At 71.8% G+C, this 21467-nt stretch carries 18 protein-coding genes; 2 read left to right on the plus strand and 16 right to left on the minus strand.

The features are described from left to right. Positions 1-2 precede the first annotated feature (2 nt). The 3 genes from N865_RS12025 to N865_RS12035 form a co-directional block, all read right to left on the minus strand. Positions 3-818 carry a carbohydrate ABC transporter permease gene (locus tag N865_RS12025; protein ID WP_034806068.1) on the minus strand — a complete coding sequence of 272 codons (816 nt, stop codon included), beginning with the start codon at positions 816-818 and terminating at the stop codon, positions 3-5. Continuing rightward, entirely contained in the window at positions 818-1759 is a 942-nt protein-coding gene (locus N865_RS12030) for a carbohydrate ABC transporter permease (protein ID WP_051510500.1), read from the minus strand. The genes N865_RS12025 and N865_RS12030 overlap by 1 nt, the downstream gene beginning before the upstream one ends. A 153-nt stretch (positions 1760-1912) precedes the next feature. Continuing rightward, positions 1913-3163 carry an ABC transporter substrate-binding protein gene (locus N865_RS12035; RefSeq protein WP_084328177.1) on the minus strand — a complete coding sequence of 417 codons (1251 nt, stop codon included), beginning with the start codon at positions 3161-3163 and terminating at the stop codon, positions 1913-1915. A 249-nt stretch (positions 3164-3412) separates the two neighbouring features. Here N865_RS12035 and N865_RS12040 point away from each other — a divergent pair, with 249 nt between their 5' ends. Together N865_RS12040 and N865_RS12045 are read left to right on the plus strand one after the other, a co-directional pair. Next, entirely contained in the window at positions 3413-4024 is a 612-nt protein-coding gene (locus N865_RS12040; RefSeq protein ID WP_157557672.1) for a hypothetical protein, read from the plus strand. A 29-nt stretch (positions 4025-4053) separates the two neighbouring features. Then, entirely contained in the window at positions 4054-4977 is a 924-nt protein-coding gene (locus tag N865_RS12045) for a phosphotransferase enzyme family protein (RefSeq protein WP_245603741.1), read from the plus strand. A gap of 60 nt (positions 4978-5037) precedes the next feature. On the opposite strand, the gene N865_RS12050 is transcribed toward N865_RS12045, so the two are convergent. The 13 genes from N865_RS12050 to N865_RS12110 all read right to left on the minus strand — a co-directional run. After that, on the minus strand, positions 5038-5454 hold the full coding sequence (locus N865_RS12050; protein ID WP_034806076.1) for a type II toxin-antitoxin system VapC family toxin: 417 nt from the start codon (positions 5452-5454) through the stop codon (positions 5038-5040). After that, complete coding sequence (locus tag N865_RS12055) at positions 5451-5687, minus strand: type II toxin-antitoxin system Phd/YefM family antitoxin (protein ID WP_034806078.1); 237 nt, start codon at positions 5685-5687, stop codon at positions 5451-5453. The genes N865_RS12050 and N865_RS12055 overlap by 4 nt, the downstream gene beginning before the upstream one ends. Positions 5688-5754: 67 nt before the next feature. Continuing rightward, positions 5755-6969, minus strand: coding sequence for a uroporphyrinogen-III C-methyltransferase (gene cobA, locus N865_RS12060; RefSeq protein WP_034806080.1), 1215 nt, complete (start codon positions 6967-6969; stop codon positions 5755-5757). Further along, positions 6957-8339: a sulfate adenylyltransferase subunit 1 gene (locus tag N865_RS12065; protein WP_084328175.1), complete on the minus strand. Its 1383-nt coding sequence runs from the start codon at positions 8337-8339 to the stop codon at positions 6957-6959. Before N865_RS12065 ends, cobA begins: the two co-directional genes overlap by 13 nt. Beyond that, positions 8339-9283 (minus strand): sulfate adenylyltransferase subunit CysD, encoded by a 945-nt coding sequence (cysD, locus tag N865_RS12070; RefSeq protein WP_034806129.1) that lies wholly within the window; start codon positions 9281-9283, stop codon positions 8339-8341. The genes N865_RS12065 and cysD overlap by 1 nt, the downstream gene beginning before the upstream one ends. An 80-nt stretch (positions 9284-9363) precedes the next feature. Then, complete coding sequence (locus N865_RS12075) at positions 9364-10113, minus strand: phosphoadenylyl-sulfate reductase (protein ID WP_051510502.1); 750 nt, start codon at positions 10111-10113, stop codon at positions 9364-9366. Continuing rightward, a complete protein-coding gene (locus N865_RS12080) occupies positions 10110-11855 on the minus strand; it encodes a nitrite/sulfite reductase (protein WP_034806083.1) in 1746 nt (581 codons plus the stop codon). The genes N865_RS12075 and N865_RS12080 overlap by 4 nt, the downstream gene beginning before the upstream one ends. Positions 11856-12158: 303 nt before the next feature. Continuing rightward, a complete protein-coding gene (locus N865_RS23555) occupies positions 12159-13157 on the minus strand; it encodes a lytic transglycosylase domain-containing protein (RefSeq protein ID WP_051510503.1) in 999 nt (332 codons plus the stop codon). Between the two features lie 130 nt (positions 13158-13287). Continuing rightward, complete coding sequence (locus N865_RS12090) at positions 13288-15144, minus strand: copper resistance CopC/CopD family protein (protein WP_034806085.1); 1857 nt, start codon at positions 15142-15144, stop codon at positions 13288-13290. Positions 15145-15245: 101 nt separating this feature from the next. Beyond that, positions 15246-15710, minus strand: coding sequence for a hypothetical protein (locus N865_RS12095; RefSeq protein WP_034806088.1), 465 nt, complete (start codon positions 15708-15710; stop codon positions 15246-15248). A 68-nt stretch (positions 15711-15778) separates the two neighbouring features. Next, on the minus strand, positions 15779-18961 hold the full coding sequence (locus tag N865_RS23300) for a multicopper oxidase domain-containing protein (protein ID WP_034806091.1): 3183 nt from the start codon (positions 18959-18961) through the stop codon (positions 15779-15781). 10 nt (positions 18962-18971) lie between these two features. Further along, positions 18972-20270 carry a multicopper oxidase domain-containing protein gene (locus N865_RS12105; protein WP_051510504.1) on the minus strand — a complete coding sequence of 433 codons (1299 nt, stop codon included), beginning with the start codon at positions 20268-20270 and terminating at the stop codon, positions 18972-18974. Between the two features lie 16 nt (positions 20271-20286). Continuing rightward, positions 20287-21467: multicopper oxidase domain-containing protein (locus N865_RS12110; protein WP_051510505.1), on the minus strand; the 1181-nt coding region annotated here is incomplete at its 5' end.

Raw genomic sequence — 21467 nt, forward strand, 5'->3', positions numbered from 1 at the left:
GCTCAGCCCTTCGTCGCGCCGGCGGTGAGCCCGGAGACGACGTACTTCTGGGCGAAGAGGGCGATGACCATGATCGGGACGGTCACCACGGTCGAGGCGGCCATGAGGCCACCCCAGTCGATGCTCGCGTAGCCGACGAAGTCGAAGATCGCCACGGGGAGCGTCTTGGTGTCGGCGCCGGAGAGGACCAGGGCGAACATGAAGTTGTTCCACGAGAAGATGAACGACAGGATCCCCGCGGTCGCGATGCCCGGCGTCGACAGGGGCAGGGTGATCCGCCGGAAGGCCCCGATCGGGGTCAGGCCGTCGACGAGCGCCGACTCCTCGAGCTCGAGGGGCAGCCCGTCGAAGTAGCCCATCATGATGTAGACGATGAGCGGCAGGGCCACGAACATGTGGCTGAGGATGAGGACCGAGAAGCCCCCGACCATCTTGAGGTTCGAGAAGACGTAGTACCAGGGGACGAGCAGCGACACGGCGGGGATGACCCTGGCCATGAGCACGACGAGGGCCGAGCGCCGCATCGCGAACCGGCTCATCGAGTAGGCCGCCGGGACCCCGATGAGCAGCGAGAGGACGGTCGAGGCGAAGGCGATCCAGAGGCTGTTGACGATGAAGTCGACGTAGTTCGCCTGCTGGAGGACCTTCGTGTAGTTCTCGAGCGTCGGGGTGAACGCGAGGGCCTTGCCCGGGTCGTAGATGTCGACGTTCGTCTTGAGCGACGCCGCGACCATCCAGACGAGCGGGGCGATGAGCGTGAGGACGACGACGGTCAGCGCGACGACGCGGAAGACGGTGAACGGGGTACGGGCGCGCATCAGGCCGCCTCCTTCTTCCGCGAGGTGAGGACCCACATGGAGCCGACGATGATGAGGAAGAAGATGATGAGGACGGTCGAGGAGATGCCGTACTCGTTGTAGTCGAAGCTGAGGCCGTAGGCGTAGACGTTGAGCGTCTCGACCTCGTGGAACGAGCCGCCGCCCTTGCCCTTCGTCGCGTAGAGGATGTCGAAGGTCTTGAGGGCGTCGATGCCGCGCAGCAGGATCGCGACGATGACGGTGGGCATCATGAGCGGCAGGATGATGTGCCGGAAGCGCTGCCAGGCGCCGGCCCCGTCGATGAGCGCGGCCTCCAGCGGCTCGTCGGACAGGGAGGTCAGCCCGGCGAGGAGGATGAGCACGACCATCGGCGTCCACTGCCAGATGTCGATGAGCATCGTCGTCGGCAGGGCGCTCTGCTCGCCGGCGAGCCACGGCTGCGGCCCGATGCCGAACCAGCCGAGGACCGTGTTGGCCAGGCCGATGTTCGGGTCGAAGATGAGCCGCCACATCATGCCGACCGCGACGGGTGTCGCGACGAGCGGGAGCAGGATGGCGACGCGCACCCACTTCTCGCATCGGAAGGGCCGCCAGAGGAGCAGGGCGATCGCCATGCCGAGCACGACCTCGACGACGAGGACGCCGCCGGTGAACTCGAGCGTCCGCAGCACGGCGGGCCAGAACCGGGTCGTGTCGGTGAGGACCGTCAGGTAGTTGCCGAGGCCGATGAAGGAGTGCTCGGCGCGGACCGAACCCTCGGCGTCGGTGAGGCTGAGCCAGACCGTCCAGGCCACCGGGAACACGATGAGGACGGCGACGAAGGCCATGGCCGGGGCGGCGAAGAGCCACTTGCGGTGGTCGTTGGCCCAGCGGGACCAGGTCGGGGTGGCCCGCGCGGGTGCGAGGGGTCTGGCTGACGACTCGATGGTGCTGGCTGACATGGGGTGCTCCAGGTGCGGGCGTGCGGGAGGGGTATGCCGGGTGGCCGGGCGAGGTGGCCGAGGCGCGGTGGTCGGGACGAGGGCGGTCACGCCCGCCCAGGGCGCCGCGGCACCCGGCCACCCGGCATTCGGGCTCTCAGGCCTCTGCTCGGGTCACTTCTCCGAGTCGAGGAAGGTCTGGAAGGCCGTGTTCGCCGCGTCCGCGGAGGCGGCGGCGTCCTTGCCTGTGATCGCGTCGACGATCGGCTGGCCGACGATCTCGCGGGCCGCGGCGACCTTCACGACGAGCGGACGGTCGTGGCCCACGCCGGTCGGCGTGCTCGCCGCGATGGCGTCCGCAAGGTCCTTCGGGTACGTCGAGGTGCCGGCCGGGTCGGCCCAGACGGAGGTGCGAGCGCCGGGGACACCTGCCTTCTGGTTCGCGAGCGTCTGCGTCTTGCTCGTCGCCCACTCGATGAACTTCCAGGCGTTGTCCTGGTTCTCCGAGGCGGCGTTGACGCCGAGGGCCCACGACGGGACGTTGTAGGCCTTGGAGCCCGCGGGGCCGGCGGGGAAGGGAGCGAAGCCCACCGAGTCGGCGACCTTCGACTTGGCCGGGTCGGTGGCGTTCTTGTAGAGCGAGTCGGCCTCGGTGTAGAAGGCCGCCTTACCCTGGGTGAAGATCGCCATCGCCTCGGGCCAGCCCATGTCGGTGCTGACGTTCTTCGGGCCGAGGTCCTTGATGAGGCCGCCGTAGAAGGCGTAGGCCTGCTTCGCCGCGGGGCTGTTGACGGTCGCCTTGCCGTTCGCGTCGACGAAGTCGCCGCCGAAGCTGTAGAGGAAGCTCGAGAACTGCGTGACCGCGGCGGTCTTGCCGGTGCGGGCGACGAAGCCTGCGACGCCGGGGTTGGCGGCGGAGACCTTGGCCGCGGCGGCCTTGAGCTCGTCGAGCGTCTTCGGCGGTGCCGTGATCCCGGCCTTCTGGAGGAGGTCCTTGCGGTAGTAGAGGACCTCCTGCTCGGTGATGATCGGGACCCCGACCACCTTGTCCTTGTACGTGGTCGCGGCGACGGGGCCGGCCTGGAAGTCGCTCCACGCCCAGTCGGCGTTGCTCTTCGTCTTCGCGGTGAGGTCGGCGAGGTAGCCGTTCTTGGCGAAGAGCTTCCCCTCCTGCAGGGGCCGGTACATCATCACGTCGATGTCGCCCGAGCCGGCGTTGAGCTTGACGTTGTACTGGTCGGAGAGCTGGTCCTCACCGAGCTGGGTCAGCTCGACCTTGAGGCCGGTCTGATTCTCGAACTCGGGAAGCGCCTTCTTGATGTTGTCCGTCCACACGTGGTTCGCGAGGGTGACGCGCAGGGTCTTCGACCCGGCTTCCTGGTCCTCGCCTCCACCGCAGGCGGACAGGCCGAGGGCTGCCGCCACGGCCAGAGAGGTTCCGATCACAAACTGACGACGCAACACGTCGGTCTCCGTTTCCTGTCCCTGGCGCCCCGCCGTTGGGACGCCTCGCGGCGGCTACATCCGCCTAATCGGGGGATGTTAGAGACATTAATCTGCTTTTTGCAACCCTCTTGTGGCGCTGCGTATGACTTGTTATCTTCCCGACCCGCCGCCGCCCCGTCCGGGCCCGTCCCGCACCGTTGCGTCGGTCCACGGGGGTACCTTGTCGCCATGGACCCCGCCCCCGGGAGTGCTCCGGACCCGACGACGCACGCCCGTCGGTCCTCGGAAGAGATGTTCACCGTCCCGGTGCCACGCTGGGACGACGAGGCGGCTGCTGCGCCGGAAGCGCCCGGTCCCGCTGTCACCCAGGCGATCCCGGCCGGCTCGCCCTCTCGCGAGCCGCTCGCGACCGTGCCCCTGCCGACCTTCGTGCCGTATGCCGCCGAGCCGCCTCCCACGGACACGCCGACTCCCGCTGTCGTGCCCGCTCCCGCGCTCAGCCGGGGCACCGGGGCCGGGACCGTCCCGGCAGAGGCCGAGGTCGACCCGCTCCTGGGGGCCGTCGGGGTCGCCCTCTTCTGGATGACGGTCGGCTGGTGGGTCTTCGTCCTCGTCCGGGTCCTCGGACGGGTCGCCCGGGTGGGCGGCAGCGACCGGCTCCTCATCGACACAGTCGACCGCTACGTCGAAGAGACGATCATCGCGGCGATCCTCTCCGTCCTCGCCGCGCTCCTCCTGCTCCTCAGCCGTGGACGGTCCGGGCGCGACGCGCTCGGGTGGAGCGCCCTCGCGCTCGCTGTCGTGACGGTCGGCGTCGCCGTCTGGCGGGTCCTGCCCTGACCATGCTCAGACCCGAGGACGCGGGCGCGGTGGCCACCGCTTTCGGCCTGCACCACGAGGCGCGCCTCGAAGGTCCTGTCGCACGAGGTCAGCTCGGCCAGGTCTGGCGGCTGAGCCTCGACGGGTCCGAGGTCGACGATGTCGCCGTCAAGGAGTGGTTCGCCGGGCCGGGCGTCGACGCCATCGAGCGCGACGCCGCCTTCGCCGAATCCGTCCGTGCCGCAGGCGTGCTCACTCCCAAGGTCATTCGGACGCCCGACGGGGAGGCGAGCGTGCACGTCCGCGGGACGCTCGTCCGGGCTTGGGAGTGGGTCGACCTCCGGCCGCGTGACCGGGGCCTCGACCCCGAGAAGGTCGGGGTTCTTGCCGCCGCGCTCCACCGGGCCGGACGGCCGTCCACCGACGGCGTGCCAGCCTGGTTCGCGACCGGCGTCGGCGAGCGGTCGTGGAGACAGCTGCACGCCCGGGTCGTCGCCGCCGGTGCGCCCTTCGCCGGCGAGCTGGGGGCCCTCCTCAGCGACCTCGTCGCGGTCGAGTCGGTCGTCGAGCCGCACGAGTCGCCGATCACGGCCCACCGCGACCTCTGGGCCGACAACGTCCTCGCGACCACCGACGGCCGGGTCTGCGTCATCGACTTCGAGAACATGGGGCCCGCCGACCCGAGCCAGGAGCTCGCGATGCTCCTCTTCGAGTTCGGCCTCGACGACCCGGCGCGGGCGCGGAGGCTGCACACGGCATACATCGAGGCGGGCGGTCCCGGGAGAGTGACGCGCAGGGGTCACTTCACGATGCTCGTGGCCCAGCAGGCCCACATCGCCCAGCTCGCGTGCTCGCGCTGGATCGGCACCGACGACGAGGCCGAGCGCCGCCGGCTCGCCTCGTGGTTTCTCGAGACCCCCGACGACCCGGTGACCCTGGCCCGCATCGACCGCATCCTCGCCGCCGTCACCTGACCCCGCGCCGGCCAGCGGTGCGGGCAGCCCGACACCAGTCCTCTCGGTCGACCCGCGAGCTCAGCCGTGGAGGCGGGGCACCGGGACCACGACGAGCTCGTCGATCCCCGCGAAGTCTGCTGGGTTGCACGTGTAGATCGGCAGGGCGGTCGCGATGGCGATGGCTGCGATCATCCCGTCGTACGAGCGGGCAGAGGCCTTACGTCCCGACCGCCGCACGGAGGCCGCGACTCGGCCGAAGGCCCGCGCGGCCGCTGCGTCGAAGGGCAAGGGGGAGAAGTCCGCCTCGGCCTGCTGGAGATGGGCCTGCCTTGCGCTCCGCTCGTGCTCGTCGACGGCGACCAGTGGACCCACACTCAGCTCGGCGAGTGTGATCGTGGTGATGAACGGCTGCTCCGGCAGGTGCCGCGGGTCGATCGTCGAGAGATCGATCAGCGTGGAGGTGTCGAGGATGCCGTGTCGATGACGGGTGCTCACAGGCCGGCGTCCATCACGCCCTCGAGATCGGCGCGCAGGGCGCTCGCATCGACGCGCGGCAGGTGCCGACGATGCTCGATGAGCACCTCGACCGTCAGACCCGGTTGCCGGTGCTTCACCAGGTCGACGACGGGCGTGCCGGAGCGCGTGACCGTGATGTGCTCGCCAGCGAGAACGCGATCAAGCACCTCGCCCCCGTGGTTGCGCAGGTCGCGGACAGACACCTCACCCATGAGGCGAAGGTATCACGCGTGATACGGGGCCGTGAGCGCTGCTTCTCCCCTCGGTGACGGCCGGCGGTCAGGGCCAGTCGGGGCCGAGGCGGACGACGTCGCCCACGACGACGACGGCCGGCGACTCGACGCCGCGCTCGACGGCGAGGTCGGCGATGTTCGCGACGGTGCCGGTCGTGACGCGCTGGTCGGGAGCGAAGCCGCGCTCGATGATCGCCACCGGGCAGTCCGGGCTGCGTCCGTGCTCGACGAGCAGCTTCGCCGTCCAGCGCAGACCGTTGACGGCCATGAGCAGCAGCAGCGTGTGGTCTCCGCCGGTCGGCAGCACGGGAATCTCCTCGTGCCCCGTGACGACGGAGAAGCCGCGGGCCACGCCGCGGTGGGTGACCGGGATGCCGGCGGCGGCGGGGACGGCGACCGCGCTCGTGACGCCGGGCACGACCTCGACCCGCACACCGTTGGCCTCGCACGCCTCTCGCTCCTCGCCCCCGCGGCCGAGGACGTAGGGGTCGCCGCCCTTGAGCCGGACGACCCCGAGGCCGCGCGACGCCTCCTCGACGAGGATCTCGTTGATCCGCCACTGGGGCACGGGGTGGTTTCCGGGCGTCTTGCCGACGTCGATGACCCGCACCGACGCCGGGAGGCGGTCGACGACCGCTCGGGGCGCGAGGCGGTCGACGACGACGACGTCGGCCGCCATGAGCAGCTCATGCCCGCGCACGGTGAGCAGGCCGTCGGCACCGGGACCACCGCCGACGAGGGCCACCCAGCCCTCCCCCCGGGGCCGGGTGCGGCGCAGGTCGAGCTCACCGGAGACGAGCGCCCGCTCGACCCCGTCGCGAAGGGCCACGGACAGGCCGGGGTCCTGAGCGGCATACGTCGAGATGGTGACGCGGCCGTCTGCGGTGATGACGTCGGCGCGAGGGGGGACGGCGGCGGGGCTGCCGTCGGGGTCGGCCTCGTCGATGCACCACGTGCGAGCCGCCTCCGAGTCGGCCCGGACGCGGGCGTCGACGCGGGCGTCGCCGGTCGCCGTGTGGACCAGCCAGGCGCCGTCGAGGTCGGCCGGGCCGGCGTAGTCACGGGCGCGCCACTCGACGAGCCCCTCGACCGCGAGGTCGAGCAGGTCCTCACAGAGCCACGGCGAGACCACCCGGACGACAGCGCCCTCGTCGACGAAGGCGCTGACCCGGCCGGCCGAGACTGGACCGCCGCCCACGACGACGACGAGCCTGCCGCTCAGGTCCAGGACGACAGGGAGCGCGGAGGTCAGATGTCCCATTCCTCGTCGCCCTCCGGTCGCGTCGGCGCCGGGTCGAGCGTCCGCAGCGACGCGCCGACCATGCCGGCCGCGACCGTGCGTCCGTCGTGCCCGTCGATGAGCAGGAACGCGCCGCCGCGGCGCGAGACGGCGTAGTCCTCGACCGGGACCGGAGCCGCAAGACGCAGTGTGACTCGGCCGATGTCGTTGAGGGACAAGGAGTCCGCGGGCACAGCGCCGAGGTCGTCGAGGTCGAGGACTCCGTCGATCGTCCGGGCGAAGGCCTGGACGGTCTTCGCGCCGTGCTTGAGCAGGAGGCGCTGGCCGGGCCGCAGGGGTGCGTCCCCGAGCCAGCAGACGACGGCCTCGATGTCCTGCGTCGGCGCGGGCGCGTCGGCGGCCGCAGCGATGACGTCCCCGCGCGAGATGTCGATCTCGTCGGCGAGGCGCAGCGTCACCGACTGCGGCGCGAACGCCTCCTCCAACGTGCGCTCGCCGAGGTCGATGCCGACGACCGTCGTGCGCCGGCCCGAGGGGAGCGCCACGACCTCGTCTCCGACGCGGACGACGCCCGAGGCCACCTGGCCGGCATACCCCCGGTAGTCGACGTGGCTCGGGTCGAGCGCAGCCCCCTGCGGGCGGATGACGAGCTGGACCGGCATCCGGAAGGCCTCGTGGGCCGGGTCCTCCGACGACGGGATCGACTCGAGGAGCTCGAGCAGGCTCGGCCCGGCGTACCACGGCGTCCGGTCCGACCGCTCGGCGATGTTGTCGCCGTCGAGGGCCGACACGGGGATCGCGATCGCGTCCTCGACACCGAGGTCGCGGGCGACCGCCTGGACCTCCGCCTCGACCCGGTCGAAGACCTCCTGCGAGAAGTCGACGAGGTCGATCTTGTTGACGGCGACGACGACGTGCGGCACGCGGAGGAGCGCCGTCACCGCGAGGTGGCGGCGCGTCTGCTCGAGGACGCCCTTGCGCGCGTCGACGAGGAGGACGACAACGTCGGCCGTGGACGACCCGGTCACGGTGTTGCGGGTGTACTGCACGTGCCCGGGGCAGTCCGCGAGGACGAACGAGCGCGTCGCCGTCGCGAAGTACCGGTAGGCGACGTCGATCGTGATGCCCTGCTCGCGCTCCGCGCGCAGGCCGTCGGTGAGCAGGGCGAGGTCGGCGCCAGTCAGTCCCCGGTCGCGGCTGACCCGCTCGACGGCGGCGATCTGGTCGGACATGACGGACTTCGTGTCGTGGAGGAGCCGTCCGACGAGCGTCGACTTGCCGTCGTCGACCGAGCCGGCCGTCGCCAGCCGGAGCAGCGTGGGCTGGACCGGCGCGGTGGTGGCGCCGGGTGCAGCGGCAGTGAGTGTGGTGGCGGTGATTGTGGTGGCCATCAGAAGTAGCCCTCCTTCTTGCGGTCCTCCATGGCGGCCTCCGAGATCCGGTCGTCTGCCCGGGTCGCGCCGCGCTCGGTCAGCGTCGACGCCGCCACCTCGAGGACGATCTCGGCGTTGGTGGACGCGGACGACTCGACCGCACCGGTGCACGACATGTCGCCGACGGTCCGGTAGCGAACGAGGCGCGTCTCGACCGTCTCGTCGTCGCGCGGCTGGGAGTACGGCCCGACCGCGAGCCACATGCCGTCGCGCCGGAAGACCTCGCGCTCGTGGGCGTAGTAGAGCGGCGCGAGCGGGATGTCCTCCCGCTCGATGTAGCGCCACACGTCGAGCTCGGTCCAGTTGCTGATCGGGAAGACGCGCACGTGCTCGCCGGGACGGTGCCGCGGGTTGAAGAGGTTCCACAGCTCGGGGCGCTGGTTCTTCGGGTCCCACTGGCCGAACTCGTCCCGCAGGCTGACGATGCGTTCCTTCGCGCGCGCCTTCTCCTCATCGCGGCGGCCACCGCCGAAGACACCGTCGAACCGGTGCTCGGCGATGGCGTCGAGGAGGGGCTGGGTCTGCAGCGGGTTGCGCGTGCCGTCCGCCCGCTCGCGCAGGCGACCGTCGTCGATGTAGTCCTGGACGCTCGCGACCTCGAGCCGCAGCCCGAGCCGCTCGACCGTCTCGTCGCGGTAGGCGAGCACCTCGGGGAAGTTGTGTCCGGTGTCGACGTGCAGGACGGGGAAGGGGATCGGCGCCGGCCAGAAGGCCTTGGCCGCGAGGTGGAGCATCACGACGGAGTCCTTGCCGCCGCTGAAGAGGAGCACCGGCCGCTCCAGCTCGGCCGCGATCTCCCGGATGACGAGGATCGACTCCGCCTCGAGCGCATCGAGCTGGCTCAGCCGGCGCTCTCCCATCGCCGGGGTTGCTGACTGCGGGTATGCCGCCGGGCTCGTCATGAGGTCGCCCTCCGTCGTCGAGATGGCCTGGTCCAGAACGGGGTTCACCGGCTGCTTCGTCGGTTGACTCGTTGTCGTCGTCACGTGTGGAGCCCGCACTCGGTCTTGGCGAAGCCTGCCCACCGTCCGGCGCGAGGGTCCTCGCCCGGCTCGACCCGCCGCGTGCAGGGCTCGCAGCCGATCGAGAGGAACCCGTCCGAGAGGAGGGAGTTGACCTCGACGCTGTGCTCGGCGGCATACGTCTGGAGCTCGTCGAAGGTCCACGCGGCGAGCGGGTTGATCTTGACGAGGCCGTTCTTCTCGTCCCACGTGACGAGGGGAGTGTTCGTGCGGGTCGCGGCCTCGTCGCGACGGACGCCGGTCACCCAGGCCTCGTACGTCGGTAGCGTGCGCGCGAGCGGCTCGACCTTGCGCATCTGGCAGCAGAGCGCAGGGTCGCGCTCGTAGAGCCGGGCGCCGTACTTCTCGTCCTGCTCGGCGACGGTCAGCTCGGGCGTCACGTTGACGAGCGTGATCGGGAGGTCCTCGGCGACGATGTCGCGGGTGACGAGGGTGTCCGAGAAGTGGTATCCCGTGTCCAGGAAGAGGACGTCGACCCCTGGTGCGAACCGCGAGATCACGTGCGGCAGAACGGCATCCGCCATCGAGCACGCCACGGCGAGCGTCCCGTCGAAGTGGAACGCCGCCCAGGCGGCGACCTCGTCGGCGGTCGGCTCGTGCGTCGGGTCGGCGGCGAGCGTCGAGTTGAAGTCGTCGACGATGGCCTTGAGCTCGGCCTCGCTCCGTCGCTTGCGCGGCACGGCCGGGGTGCCGAGGGACACAGCTGTCACTGGAGGGCTCCTTCGTCTGCTCGGCGGGTCCACTCGGAGAAGGACTCGCCGTCGATGCGCTGGTCGAGGAAGGTCCGCACGACACGCTCGACGTAGTCGGGCAGCTCGTCGGCCGTGACCTTGAGGCCGCGGACGGTGCGGCCGAGGCCGGCCTCGTCACGGTCGGCGGAGGCGAGGCCGCCGCCGAGGTGCACCTGGAAGCCGGGCACCTGTGCCGGGCCGTCCGCGGTGTCGACGGTGACGATCTGGCCCTTGAGGCCGATGTCGGCGACCTGGATGCGGGCGCACGAGTTGGGGCACCCGTTGACGTTGAGCGAGATCGGCCGGCCGAGCTGCGGGGTGACGTCGGCGAGCCGGCGCTCGAGCTCGGCGATCGTCGCCGCCGCCGTCGCCTTGGTCTCGACGATGGCGAGCTTGCAGAACTCGATGCCCGTGCACGCCATCGTGTTGCGGCGGAAGGGGCTCGGGGCCGTCGTGAGGCCCAGGTCCTCGAGCCCGGCGACGGTGGCGTCGACCCGGTCGGCGGGGACGTCGAGGACGACGAGCTTCTGGTGCGGGGTGAGCCGAAGGCGGTCGGAGCCGGCGGCCTCGAGCAGGTCGGCCAGACCCGCGAGCACGCTGCCGCTGATCCGGCCGACGACCGGGGCCGCGCCGATGTAGAAGCGGCCGTCCTTCTGCTCGTGGACACCGACGTGGTCCCCGGGGCCCGACGCGGGAGCAGGCGCCGGGCCGTCGGGGAGCGCACGCCCGAGGTACTCGGTCTCGAGGACCTCGCGGAACCTGGCCGGACCCCACTCGGCGAGGAGGAACTTGAGGCGGGCCTTGTTGCGGAGGCGGCGGTAGCCGTAGTCGCGGAAGACCCGGATGACGCCGTGCCACACGTCGGCGGCCGCGTCGGGGGCGACGAAGACGCCGAGGCGCTCGGCGAGGCGCGGGCTCGTCGAGAGGCCGCCCCCCACCCAGAGGTCGTAGCCCGGCCCCAGCTCGGGGTGGAGGACCCCGACGAGGGAGATGTCGTTGATCTCGTGGACGACGTCGAGGCTCGGGTGCCCGGTGATCGCCGACTTGAACTTGCGCGGGAGGTTGGCCAGCTCGGGGTCGCCGATGAACCGCTCGAGGATCTCGTCGATGACGGGCGTCGGGTCGAGGATCTCGTCCTTGGCGATTCCGGCGAGCGGGCTGCCGAGGATGACGCGGGGCGTGTCGCCGCAGGCCTCCGTCGTCTGGAGGCCGACCGCCTCGAGCCGGCGCCAGATCTCGGGGACGTCTTCGACGCGGATCCAGTGGTACTGGATGTTCTGGCGGTCGCTGATGTCGGCCGTGTCGCGGGCGAACTCTCGGGAGATGTCGGCGACCGTGTGCAGCTGCTCGAGCGTGAGAGCGCCGCCGTCGAGGCGCACCCGGAGCATGAAGTACTCGTCCGAGAGCTCGGAGTCGTCGAGCTGGGCGGTCCGGCCGCCGTCGATGCCGGGCCGACGCTGGGTGTAGAGGCCCCACCACCGGAACCGGCCGCTGAGGTCCTGCGGCGGGATCGAGGCGAAGCCCTCCTTCGAGTAGATCGACTCGATCCGCTCACGGACGTTGAGGCCGCCGTCCTCCTGCTTCCACGTCTCGTTCGGGTTGAGGGGGACCGTCCCGTCGACCTTCCACTGCCCGTTGGAGCGGTCGGCGCGCGGGGGCCGGACGGGGCGCTCCGGGGTGGCCGGGGCGCCGTGGCCGGGGTGGCTGTCGGTGACGGTCATGTAATCGAATGTATAACCGCCACTTATTTACGGCCCAATCCGGTCCATCATCCGGCCCTATCCCACCGCCTCGGTGGGGATTGGTCGGCTTCGCCCCGGCGGAGTTGCTGCGGTCACACGGCCGGCCGGACCGGATCACCTCCGCCCCGGCGGAGTTGCTGCGCTCACACGGGCCCCCGGACCGGACTACCTCCGCCCCGGCGAAGTTGCTGCGCTCGCACGGGCGGCCGGACCGGATTGCCTCCGCCCCGGCGGAGTTGATGGGGTCATGCGGTACCGGGGTGGCTGGGCGGGGCTCGCGGGTCAGGGTCCCGCGGCCACCCCGTTCGTCATCGCGTCGACGAGCCCGAGCACCGTCGCGAGATAGCGCTGGGAGTGGTTGTAGGACAGGATCGCGTCCTGGAGGTCCGCCCGGCGCGACAGGTCGCGGCCACCCGCGCAGAGGTAGCGGCCCGCGGTGAGCGCGGCGTCCTCGATGTTCTCGGGGTCGGCGACGCCGTCGCCGTTGCCGTCAGCGCCCCAGATGCGCCACGTCGCCGGGATGAACTGCATCGGTCCCACGGCGTGGTCCCAGACCGGGTCGCCGTCGAGCCGGCCGCCGTCGGTGTCGCGGACCGACGCGAACTGCCCCCCGGACAGGGCGGGCCCGATGACCGGCGGGACGACATCGTGCCGGGAGTCGAGCCGGCGGCCGCGGAGCGAGCTCGACTCGACCTCGCCGATCGCCGCGAGGAGCGTGACGGGAAGGTGGCAGGTCGTGCTCAATGCGTCGGCCGCCGAGGAGTATGCCGCCCACAGCAGCTGGTCCTGCGTCATCGGACCCGCGGGGCCGGGCCGTGCAGCCGGGGACGGCGGGGCGGTCGGGGTCCGCAGGTCGGCGGGCGGCTTCCAGTCGGCGCCCGACGACCCGCCGCCCGGCTCGGTGCGGGCGGCGACGATGTAGGCCGCGGCAAGGCGCAGCCGGTCGTAGAGCGGGGACACCGACGCCCCGGTGATCGCCCCGAAGCCGCCGACGACAGAACCCGGAGGCAGGCTGGGCGTCGCGCCCGTCGTTGCCGTCGTGCCAGTGGAGTTCGGCTGGCTGGACGCCCAGGGGGACGGCAGCAGGATCGTGGACGAGGGCGTCGGCGTGCTCGTCGCCGTCGCGTCGGCCGGGGCGGAACCGGCCGTCAGGGCGACGGCGGCTGGGCCCCCGACGAGTGCCCAGACAAGGGCGACGACGAGGGCAAGGACGGGGGCGACGAGGCCGAGCCGGACCGCTGCACCCGCACGGACGCGCCTCCTAGCCCCGGACCTGCTCACCCCTCCGACTCTACGTCCCTCCGCCTGACGCCGGACGGGGATCCCCGTCACGAGTCCACCCTGCACCCACCCGCCGTCGCAGCGCTCCGGCGGCCGGCACGCCGACCGGCCGGCGACCATGCCCGAGGCATCATGCCTGGACTCCCTCCTCGCGGACGGACTCGACGACGAGAAGCGGCTCGGCCGAGGAACGGGCGCGGCGTCGCTGCAGCGCGAACCACCAGCCGAGCCCAGCCAGGACGAGGAGGACGGCGCCCGAGGCGCGGAGCGAGCCAGCGACGGGCGCGGTCGACACGAGGATCGGCCGAACAGCCCCAGCCCGCCCGACGACCCACGTGTGGTCGGCCGAGACCGGGTCGACACCACGCCGGCGCACGTCCACGCGGACCGGGGTCGTCCCGGTGGCGGGCAGGGTGACGGGTGCGGCCCATCTCGTGCCGTCGACCCGGCTCGCCTCGACGGGACGACCCCGGCCCACCGTGACGGTGACGCCGAGCACCGGTCCGATCGAGGGGCGACGCGTGTCGAGGACGTCGACGAAGGCGATCGACGCGCCGGGCCGGTTCGGCCGGAGCGTGAGCGTCTCCTGCAGGTCGGCGACATGGCGGTCGACGATCGTCGACGCGGTCGGACCGGAGGAGACGAGCTCGGGCTGGAGGGCCGGCTGACCACTTGCCAGGGCCGCAGCAAGGCCGAGAACCCCTACCGCGACGGTCGCCTCGACCGCGATCCGCGTGGCGGAGCGCGCAGCCGGTCGCGTGCGTAGGGCGAGGGTCGTCCACAGGGCGAGGAGCAGGGCCACGGCGACGAGCCCGGACTTGAGGAGCAGGACGCGGCCGTACACCGTGACGAGCGCCGCGTCGACCGACCCGACCACGTCACTCGCCAGGAGGACTCCCGTGACGCCGACGACGGTGACGAGTCCGGCGGCGGGCCAGCGGAAGGCCCGGAGGAGGGACCCGAGGTCCCCGCCCCCGAGCCGCAGCGGTCGTCGCCGGGTCGCGGTCCCGGCGAGGAGGGTGACCGCTCCGGCCCAGGCGGCACCTGAGGCGAGGTGCAGCGTGGCGGCCAGGTACCACGTCGGGCCACCGCGCGCCCCGACGTGACCGAGCAGGACCGTGCCGACACACGCGAGGACGACGCCCAGCCCGAGCACGACGGTGTCGACCGACGACGTGCCCCGGGCTCGCGGGCGCCGATCCGCCGCGACCGGTCCCGCGCCAGGAAGGGCGAGCAGGACGAGGCCGGCCGTGCGGGCTGCCCACTTGACGGCATACGGCGTCGACAGCGCCTCTGTGCCGGAGCGGGACAGCTCGACGATGAGCAGCGCGAGCGCCGCGAGGGCGGCGCCTGCGGCACCGGCCCTCCTGAGTCGGGTCAGCCTGCGCCGCAGGCGGGTCCGCGCCCTCTCGTCGCCGACGGACGACAGGAGCAGGGTCGAGACGACGAGGGAGCCGAGGGCGAGTGCGAGACCGGCGAGGACGGCCCAACGGCCGAGCACCTCGGTGCCCTCGGGTGCCGTCTCGCTGAGCCCCACGGCGTCGACCGTGTCTCCGACGCCGAAGGCGAGCACGCCCGCGGTCCGGTGCAGGTCGTCGCTCGAGAGCGTCTCCCACGCGACGTGGTAGGCGCCCTGACGGAGATCGGGCAGCGGCGCGACGACCGACACCGGCGACTCCGTGTCCTCGGCCCCGGCCCCGGGGCCTGCGGTGGCTGCCTCGTCGGGGGCGGCATCCGGGCCGGGCTCAGGAGTGCCCGACTCGAGCTCCAGGTTCCCGAGGATCGTCGCGTGACCCTCCTGGTCGACGAGTGTGATCCGCGTGGACGCGAGCTGGACGTGCTCGCTGAAGTCGAGGCGAAGTCGATCGGGGGCGCGCTCGACGCTGTCCCCGTCCGCGGGAGAGCTCGCGGCGAGGTACGCATGGGCCTGGCTCGTCCCGGCCGGCAGCACAACCCCGGCGACGGCGACGACGAGGCCCAGCACCACGGACCGGCCCAGGCGGCCGCGCCTCCGTACCGGCGGGGTCCCCGTTCCGGACCTCGGCGGGGACGTCGGCGGGGACGTCGGTTTGGACGTCGGCAGGGACATCACAGCACCGGGACGTGCTGCAGCGTCATCCCGCCGTAGCTGATCGTGACGAGCTCGTTCGGGCGAAGGGCCCCGGCAGTGTTCTCGTAGACGAGGTAGGCGGTCGAGCCGGGCCGCAGGCCGTGACCCGGACGCATGATCGAGACCCGCCTCGTGCTCCCGTCGCGGGCCTCGCTCGTGAGGACCGGCGGATGCTTGAGGTCGGACTGGAACGTGTTCGCCTTCTCGGCGTCGAGGACGACGTAGAAGAGCGTCACGAGGCCTCCGTCACCGACGACGGCCACCCGCGAGAAGCGGATGCCCAGGGCCGACTCCATGGCCGTCGACTGCGGGACGGCGCGCGCGGCGTCGCTCCGGTCCGACCAGACCGTGTGGGCGCCGAGGGCGAGGAGTGCGACGACGACGACGCCGAGCACGATGCGCACGGGCCAGGCCCGCGGGTTCAGGTGCTGGTTGATGCTCATTCTCGGACTGCCCTCCGGAAGTGGCGGCCGGGGTCACGGGCAGGTGACCCCGGCACGAGTGGGTGCGGTTACGGAAGCGTGAACCGCGTGGAGACGAACGAGTCGAAGAAGGCCGTGCCCGCCTCCGCCGTCGTCCTGCTGTTGACCACGCCCGCGGTCAGGCCGAGGCGTGCGGCCTCGATGCGGAGCGTGCCGGTGTTGCCGGTCAGCCTCTGCCCGGTCTGCGGCGCCTGACCGTCGACCGAGAGCTGGAGCGTGCCCGCGGCGCCCGAGACCCAGTCGACCCGGACGGTGTGGGCGCCGGCGGCGAGCGTGAGCCACGGGCTCGTCAGGGCCGTCGTGCCCGGGCGCGTCATGACGACCCGCACCTGGGCGGCGGTGGTCGCGGTGGGCCGCTGGTACTGCACCTGGAAGACCTGGGTGCTGTTGTTCGCCTGGCCGTTGCGGCCCTCGAGGAGGGTCAGCGGGCCTTCGGTGCCGGTTCTCAGTGTGTTCGGGTTGAAGCCGAACTGGGCGTGGTACTCGGTCTCGACGCTGGGCGTGTTGTCCGTGACGAACGCCGCGGCGTTGTCGCGCCCACCCGCGAGGGTCACCTGCAGGCCCAGGTTGCCGGCCGTGACCGGCATCCCCGCCGCGGCGGTGACGGTGGGCGTGCCGGTCACCGAGGACCAGGCCGACAGGGTCCCCGAGTTGAACGTGTCGCTGAAGATCGCGTTCGGCCGGTCGACCTGCACGGTCACGTTCGACGCGTTGCTCCAGTTGCCGGCGAGGTCGAGAACCCGCAGGTTGAAGCGCTGAGACCCGAGCGGGATCCCGGTGAGGCTGATCGTCGCCGAGGCCGTGCCGCCCGTGACGCTCACCGGCACCCGCGTGCCCTTGCCGACGCCCGGGTCGGTCGTGCCGAGCCAGAACTCTGCCGCCTGCAGCCCCGGCTCGCTGACCGTGCCGGTCAGGGTGACCGATGTCGCGCCTCGCGTCGGGTTCGGGGCTGCCGTGAGGGAACCCAGAACCGGGGCGGTCGTGTCGACGACGAGCTCGACGCTCGCGTTCGTGCCGGTCAGGCTGCCCCAGTTGCCGGCCGCGTCCTGCCCGCGGACCACGACGTGGTGCGTGCCCTGGGAGAGGGCGCGGACCTGGGAGAGCGGGATCAGCCCGTAGACGGACTCCGACCAGGAGTCGAGGGCTCCGTCGACGGGGACCAGCTGCAGGCCGGTGCCGCCCGCGAGCGTCGTCGATGCCGGGTCGAGGAAGGCCTCGGCGTCGATGAGCGTGCTCTGGGCACCGCCGCGGGCGTCACGGTCCTCGATCTGGGCCGAGACGACGAGGTAGCCGGGGTGGCTCTTGTCGCTGATGAGGCCGTTCGTCGGGTTGGGCCCGACCGAGGCGGCCGCGACGCCGGGCGCCGTGAGGTCCACGCCCACCGTGACGTCGAGAGGCGGGCCCCACAGTCCGAGCGAGTCCTTGCTGTGGACGAACAGGTGGGTGTCGCCCTCGCCGAGTGCGGCGACGGTCGCCGCCGTGAGGGTCGCCGTCTCGCTGACGAGGGTGGCCGACCGGTTGAGCGTCATGGCCGTGCCCGTCCCGTTGGCGCCGACGGTGCCGGTGAAGTACTCGGCGGCCGTGATCGTGCCGCCGGCGGCGCTGTCGTCGCCGGTCGCCTTGAGGACGACGTCCTTCGTGCCGTTGGCCGGGCTCGGAACGACCGAGCCCGCGGTCGTCGCCGGGCCGGTCTTCGGCAGGTTGAGCACGACCGAGCCGATGACGCCCCAGTTGCCGGCCAGATCGTGGCCGCGGACGTAGACGAGGTGCTTGCCCGCATCGAGACAGCTGAGCGCGAGCGGGGGCGGCGTCGAGGTGCACGTCGCCGGGGCGGTGGGCGTCGCCGGGATGGTTCCAGTGACGGACACGGTGGTGTCGGCGCCGAAGGTTCCGGTCGTCGCGGTCATCGGGGTGCCGAACCCCGGTCCGGTCGTGACCGCGTCGTCGACGACGAGCTCGGCCTGGTCGACCTTGCTGTTGCCCGTGCGCGTGTCGCTGACCTGGGCGGTCACGGTGACCGGCGCGAGGCCGTCGGACGGGTTGGGGGCGGCAGCGATCGACGACGACACCGGCCCCACACCGTCGGTGCTGGGCGCGGGCGCGGCCGTGTCGAGGAAGGTGAGCATGCCACCGAAGGCGACGGCGAGCGGGTCGGCCGTCGACTGGCCGTTGTTGTCGAGGTGCCCCGCGGACTCGTAGAGCGCGAGCTTCGACTCGGGGCCCGTCGGCATGTGCACCAGGGCGTCGAGGGTCATGCCGGGCTCGAGCGCGGCCACGACGACCGCCTCGGGGTTGGCCAGCTTGTGGCCGTCGGTGGCGAGGACCGTCTGCTCCGACCCGAGCAGGCTCATCGGGTGGGCTTCGGCTCCCGCGTCGACGTAGCGCAGCAGGACCTGGTGGTCCTGGTCCGTGGGGATGGGGTCGCTGGCCGGGAAGGGCTTGCCGTTGATGAGCCGGTAGCGCGGCCGGAAGTGCCGCATGTCGAAGTGGGCGGGGTCGGCGTTGAGCGCCGGGTCGATCTCGCTCAGCACGACGACGGCCTCGTCGGCATAGGCGGTCCCATAGGCCGTGCCGGCCGACGTGCCGCTCTCGAGGACGACGAGGGCACCCGCGAGACCCATCGCCACCTGACGGGCTCCGCCCGCCGTGTGGCCGGCCTCGTAGAGGAACGTGCCGGCGCGCGTCGCCGTGAAGCTGTATGCCGCTGAGCCCCCGGGTGCCACACCGGCGGCCGCGGCGGTGGCCGGGAGACCCGCCGAGAACGACGCGGCCGGCTGGCCCGGAAGGGCGAGCGAGGTGGCCTCCGAGAGCCCGTTGTGCAGGGTGATCGTCACCCGGTCGCCCTGGGTCACGACGAGGACCGGGCCCGGCGCCGTCGCCGAGCCGGCCACGCCAGTCGTCGAGTAGCCCCACACGGGGACGTTCGTGCCGAGTACCTGGTTCGTGCCGGGCATGGCCCAGAGGTCGCAGGCGATCTCACCGGGGGCGGTGGCCGTGCAGCCACGCGGGGTGAGCTTGCCGACCGGCGCGGCGGGGACGAAGGCCGCCGGAGCCGCAGCGGTGGCAGGGGCGGAGCCCGCGGCGACTGCCGTGAGCGCCGGACCGGCCGCGACCACGAGTGCGAGGGCAGCCACGACGGCCGAGATCCGGGCGCGGGCGGTCCGGCGTCGGGCGTCCGGCCGGCGGGGGTTCGAGGAGGTGTCCGTGGTCATCGCCGTGTCCTCAGTTCGCCGGACAGCCACTGGGCGGGTCGATGCGGAAGACCGTCATCATGCCGCCGAAGGCCGCGCCGTAGTTGGTCGCCTGCTGGAGCGCGTGGCTGTGGGCCACGTGGTAGTACTCGCCGCACTCGTTGAGCGAGGTGATGTTCGACGGCAGCTCGCCCTTCTTGCCGAGGTAGGGGCTCTCGCTGAACCACGTGTCCGGGCCGACGAGGAGCTGGTCGGTGATCACCGGCAGCTGGGTCGGCACCGGGTTGGTCACTGGGTCCCAGTGCTCGACGTCGCGCCAGTCCATGAGGGCGTCGACGGTCTGTCCGGGCTTCACGTCGATGTCGTACTTGAGGTAGCCGACGTCCTGGCCACTCGTGCCCTGCAGGGCCCGGCCGTCCTTGTTGACGACACGCTCGTCGCTCCCGTGCGGGTGGAACGGGTAGTTGACCGTGCCGGCGTTGACGTAGCGGATCACGGCCGGCAGCGGGTTGGTCGCTGCGTCGTACGGCCGGATGTGAACGAGCGCCCCGTAGGGCTGGTTGGGCAGCCACGACGCGTGGTTCGGGGCGAGCGTGTCGGGCATGCTCCGCCCGTTGATCATGAAGTACCGGGCGTTGTACGCGGCCCAGTCGACCGGCTCGCCGCGCTCGACCGCGAGGTGCACCTCGGGGTCGACCTCGGACAGGAGGAAGACGTACTCGTGGCTCGGATTGAACGCGGAGTCCGCACGGTCGTTGACCTGGCCGGCGTGCCCGGCCGGGCGCACGACGAGCGCGCCGTAGAGGCCCATCTGCTGCTGCTTGCGCACGTCCGTGCCGCTCGAGTAGAGGTACGTGCCCGGCTTGCCGGCCGTGAAGGTGTAGGTGACCGATCCGCCTGCGGCCGCAGCCGGGTGGACGAGTGAGGTCAGCGAGCCGCCCGTGTCGAACTCGGGCTGGGCCGGGTTGCCGTCGGCCTTCACGCCGGTCTGCCCGGGGAAGATGATCGACGTCGCCTCGGGGAGGTCGTTGTGCAGGATCACCGTGACGTCCTTGCCCGACTCGACGCAGAGGGTCGGGCCGGGGAGCTGAAACCCTCGGGTGCTCATTCCGTAGCTCCATGTGAGGATCGTGTTGCCGTCGGGTGTCGACACGAAGCCCTTCCCGGCCGTCAGCGAGAAGGTCTGCTGCGCGTTGGCCTCGCAGAGCAGCCCCTCAGAGGTCGCGGCGACGGCGCCCTGCCGGGTGGCGAGCGCACCCGCGCCGATGGCGAGGGCCGCGACGGCGACGGCGCCGATGGCGCGGGAACGGCGAGCGGTGGTGAGTCTCATCGTGGACCTCCGGGCCTCACGTGTTGGGGAGCGTCTGGGCCGGGTAGGTGCCCGGCGCGCCGACTCGAAGGACGGTCATCATTCCTCCCCAGCCGGTGCCGCCACCGTTGCCGAGGTAGGAGTAGTGGCGGTCGTAGAAGAGGAACTCGCCGACCCGGTCGGGACGGACGAGCACGTCTCGGCTCTCACCCGGGCCGAGGTCGACGGTGTTGGTCACCTGGTAGTTGGTGAACCCGTCGCGCCCTCGAAGGAGGCTCGCGTCCTTCGCGATGACCTGCAGGTCGAGGTTGTCGATCGTCATCGGGTGGTTCTGGTAGCCGAGGTTCGACAGCCGGAGCAACACGGTGTCGCCGACGTTGCACGTGATGAGTGACGAGATTGGCTGGTACTGAAGGCGGCCCGCCGTCGTGACAAGCGGGTCGCCGTTCGGCGCGATCGTGTCCGGGTACCCCCGGCCGTTGAGCAGCCAGAAGCTGGGGTCGTAGTCGGTCCAGTCACTGACCTGGATGTGCGCGTCGCGGTAGTGCGCCGCCGACCAGAGCTCGGTGATCATGAACGCGAACTCCCGGTCGTAGCGCGTCGAGCCGTCGCCGTCGTTGTAGGCGTACTTCGTCCCGACCGGGTCGGTCCCGACGGGGGTGCGGTTCTGCTTGGGCCGGATGAAGACCATGCCCGTCATGCCCATCTGCACGTGCTCGACGTCCTCGAAGTGGCAGTGGTACATGTACGTGCCCGCGTCGTGGGGACGGTAGAAGTACGACAGGTCGCGCCCGATGGGGACGGCGAGCGACAGCTCCGGGACGCCGTCGAAGAGGGGGATCGCGTTGCGGAAGCCGTGCCAGTGCAGGGTGTGGCCGTCGAAGAGGTCCGGGCGCTGGACGAGGCCGAGGTTGCTCAGCTTGATCGTGATGTCGTCCTCCTCGTCGAAGACGAGCATCGGCGCGCTGATCTGGGCCTTCCCGCGCTGGGCGGCGACCTGGGTGTCCGACATTCCCGTGACGTCACGGAACCCGAAGACGTAGGTGTCGAAGGGGCTCGGAGCGAGCGAGTCGGGGAAGAAGGGCAGGTCGGCCGGCGAGCCCAGCGGCATACTGACCCAGCCGTCCGTGCCGACGAGGTGGACGAGGCGGGTCTGCCCGCCACCGGCTGTCGCCGCGGCCGCGGGGCCGCCCGAGCGCGCCGGGGCGGAGGCGCGGG

Source organism: Intrasporangium oryzae NRRL B-24470, assembly GCF_000576595.1.
Lineage (GTDB): Bacteria > Actinomycetota > Actinomycetes > Actinomycetales > Dermatophilaceae > Intrasporangium_C > Intrasporangium_C oryzae.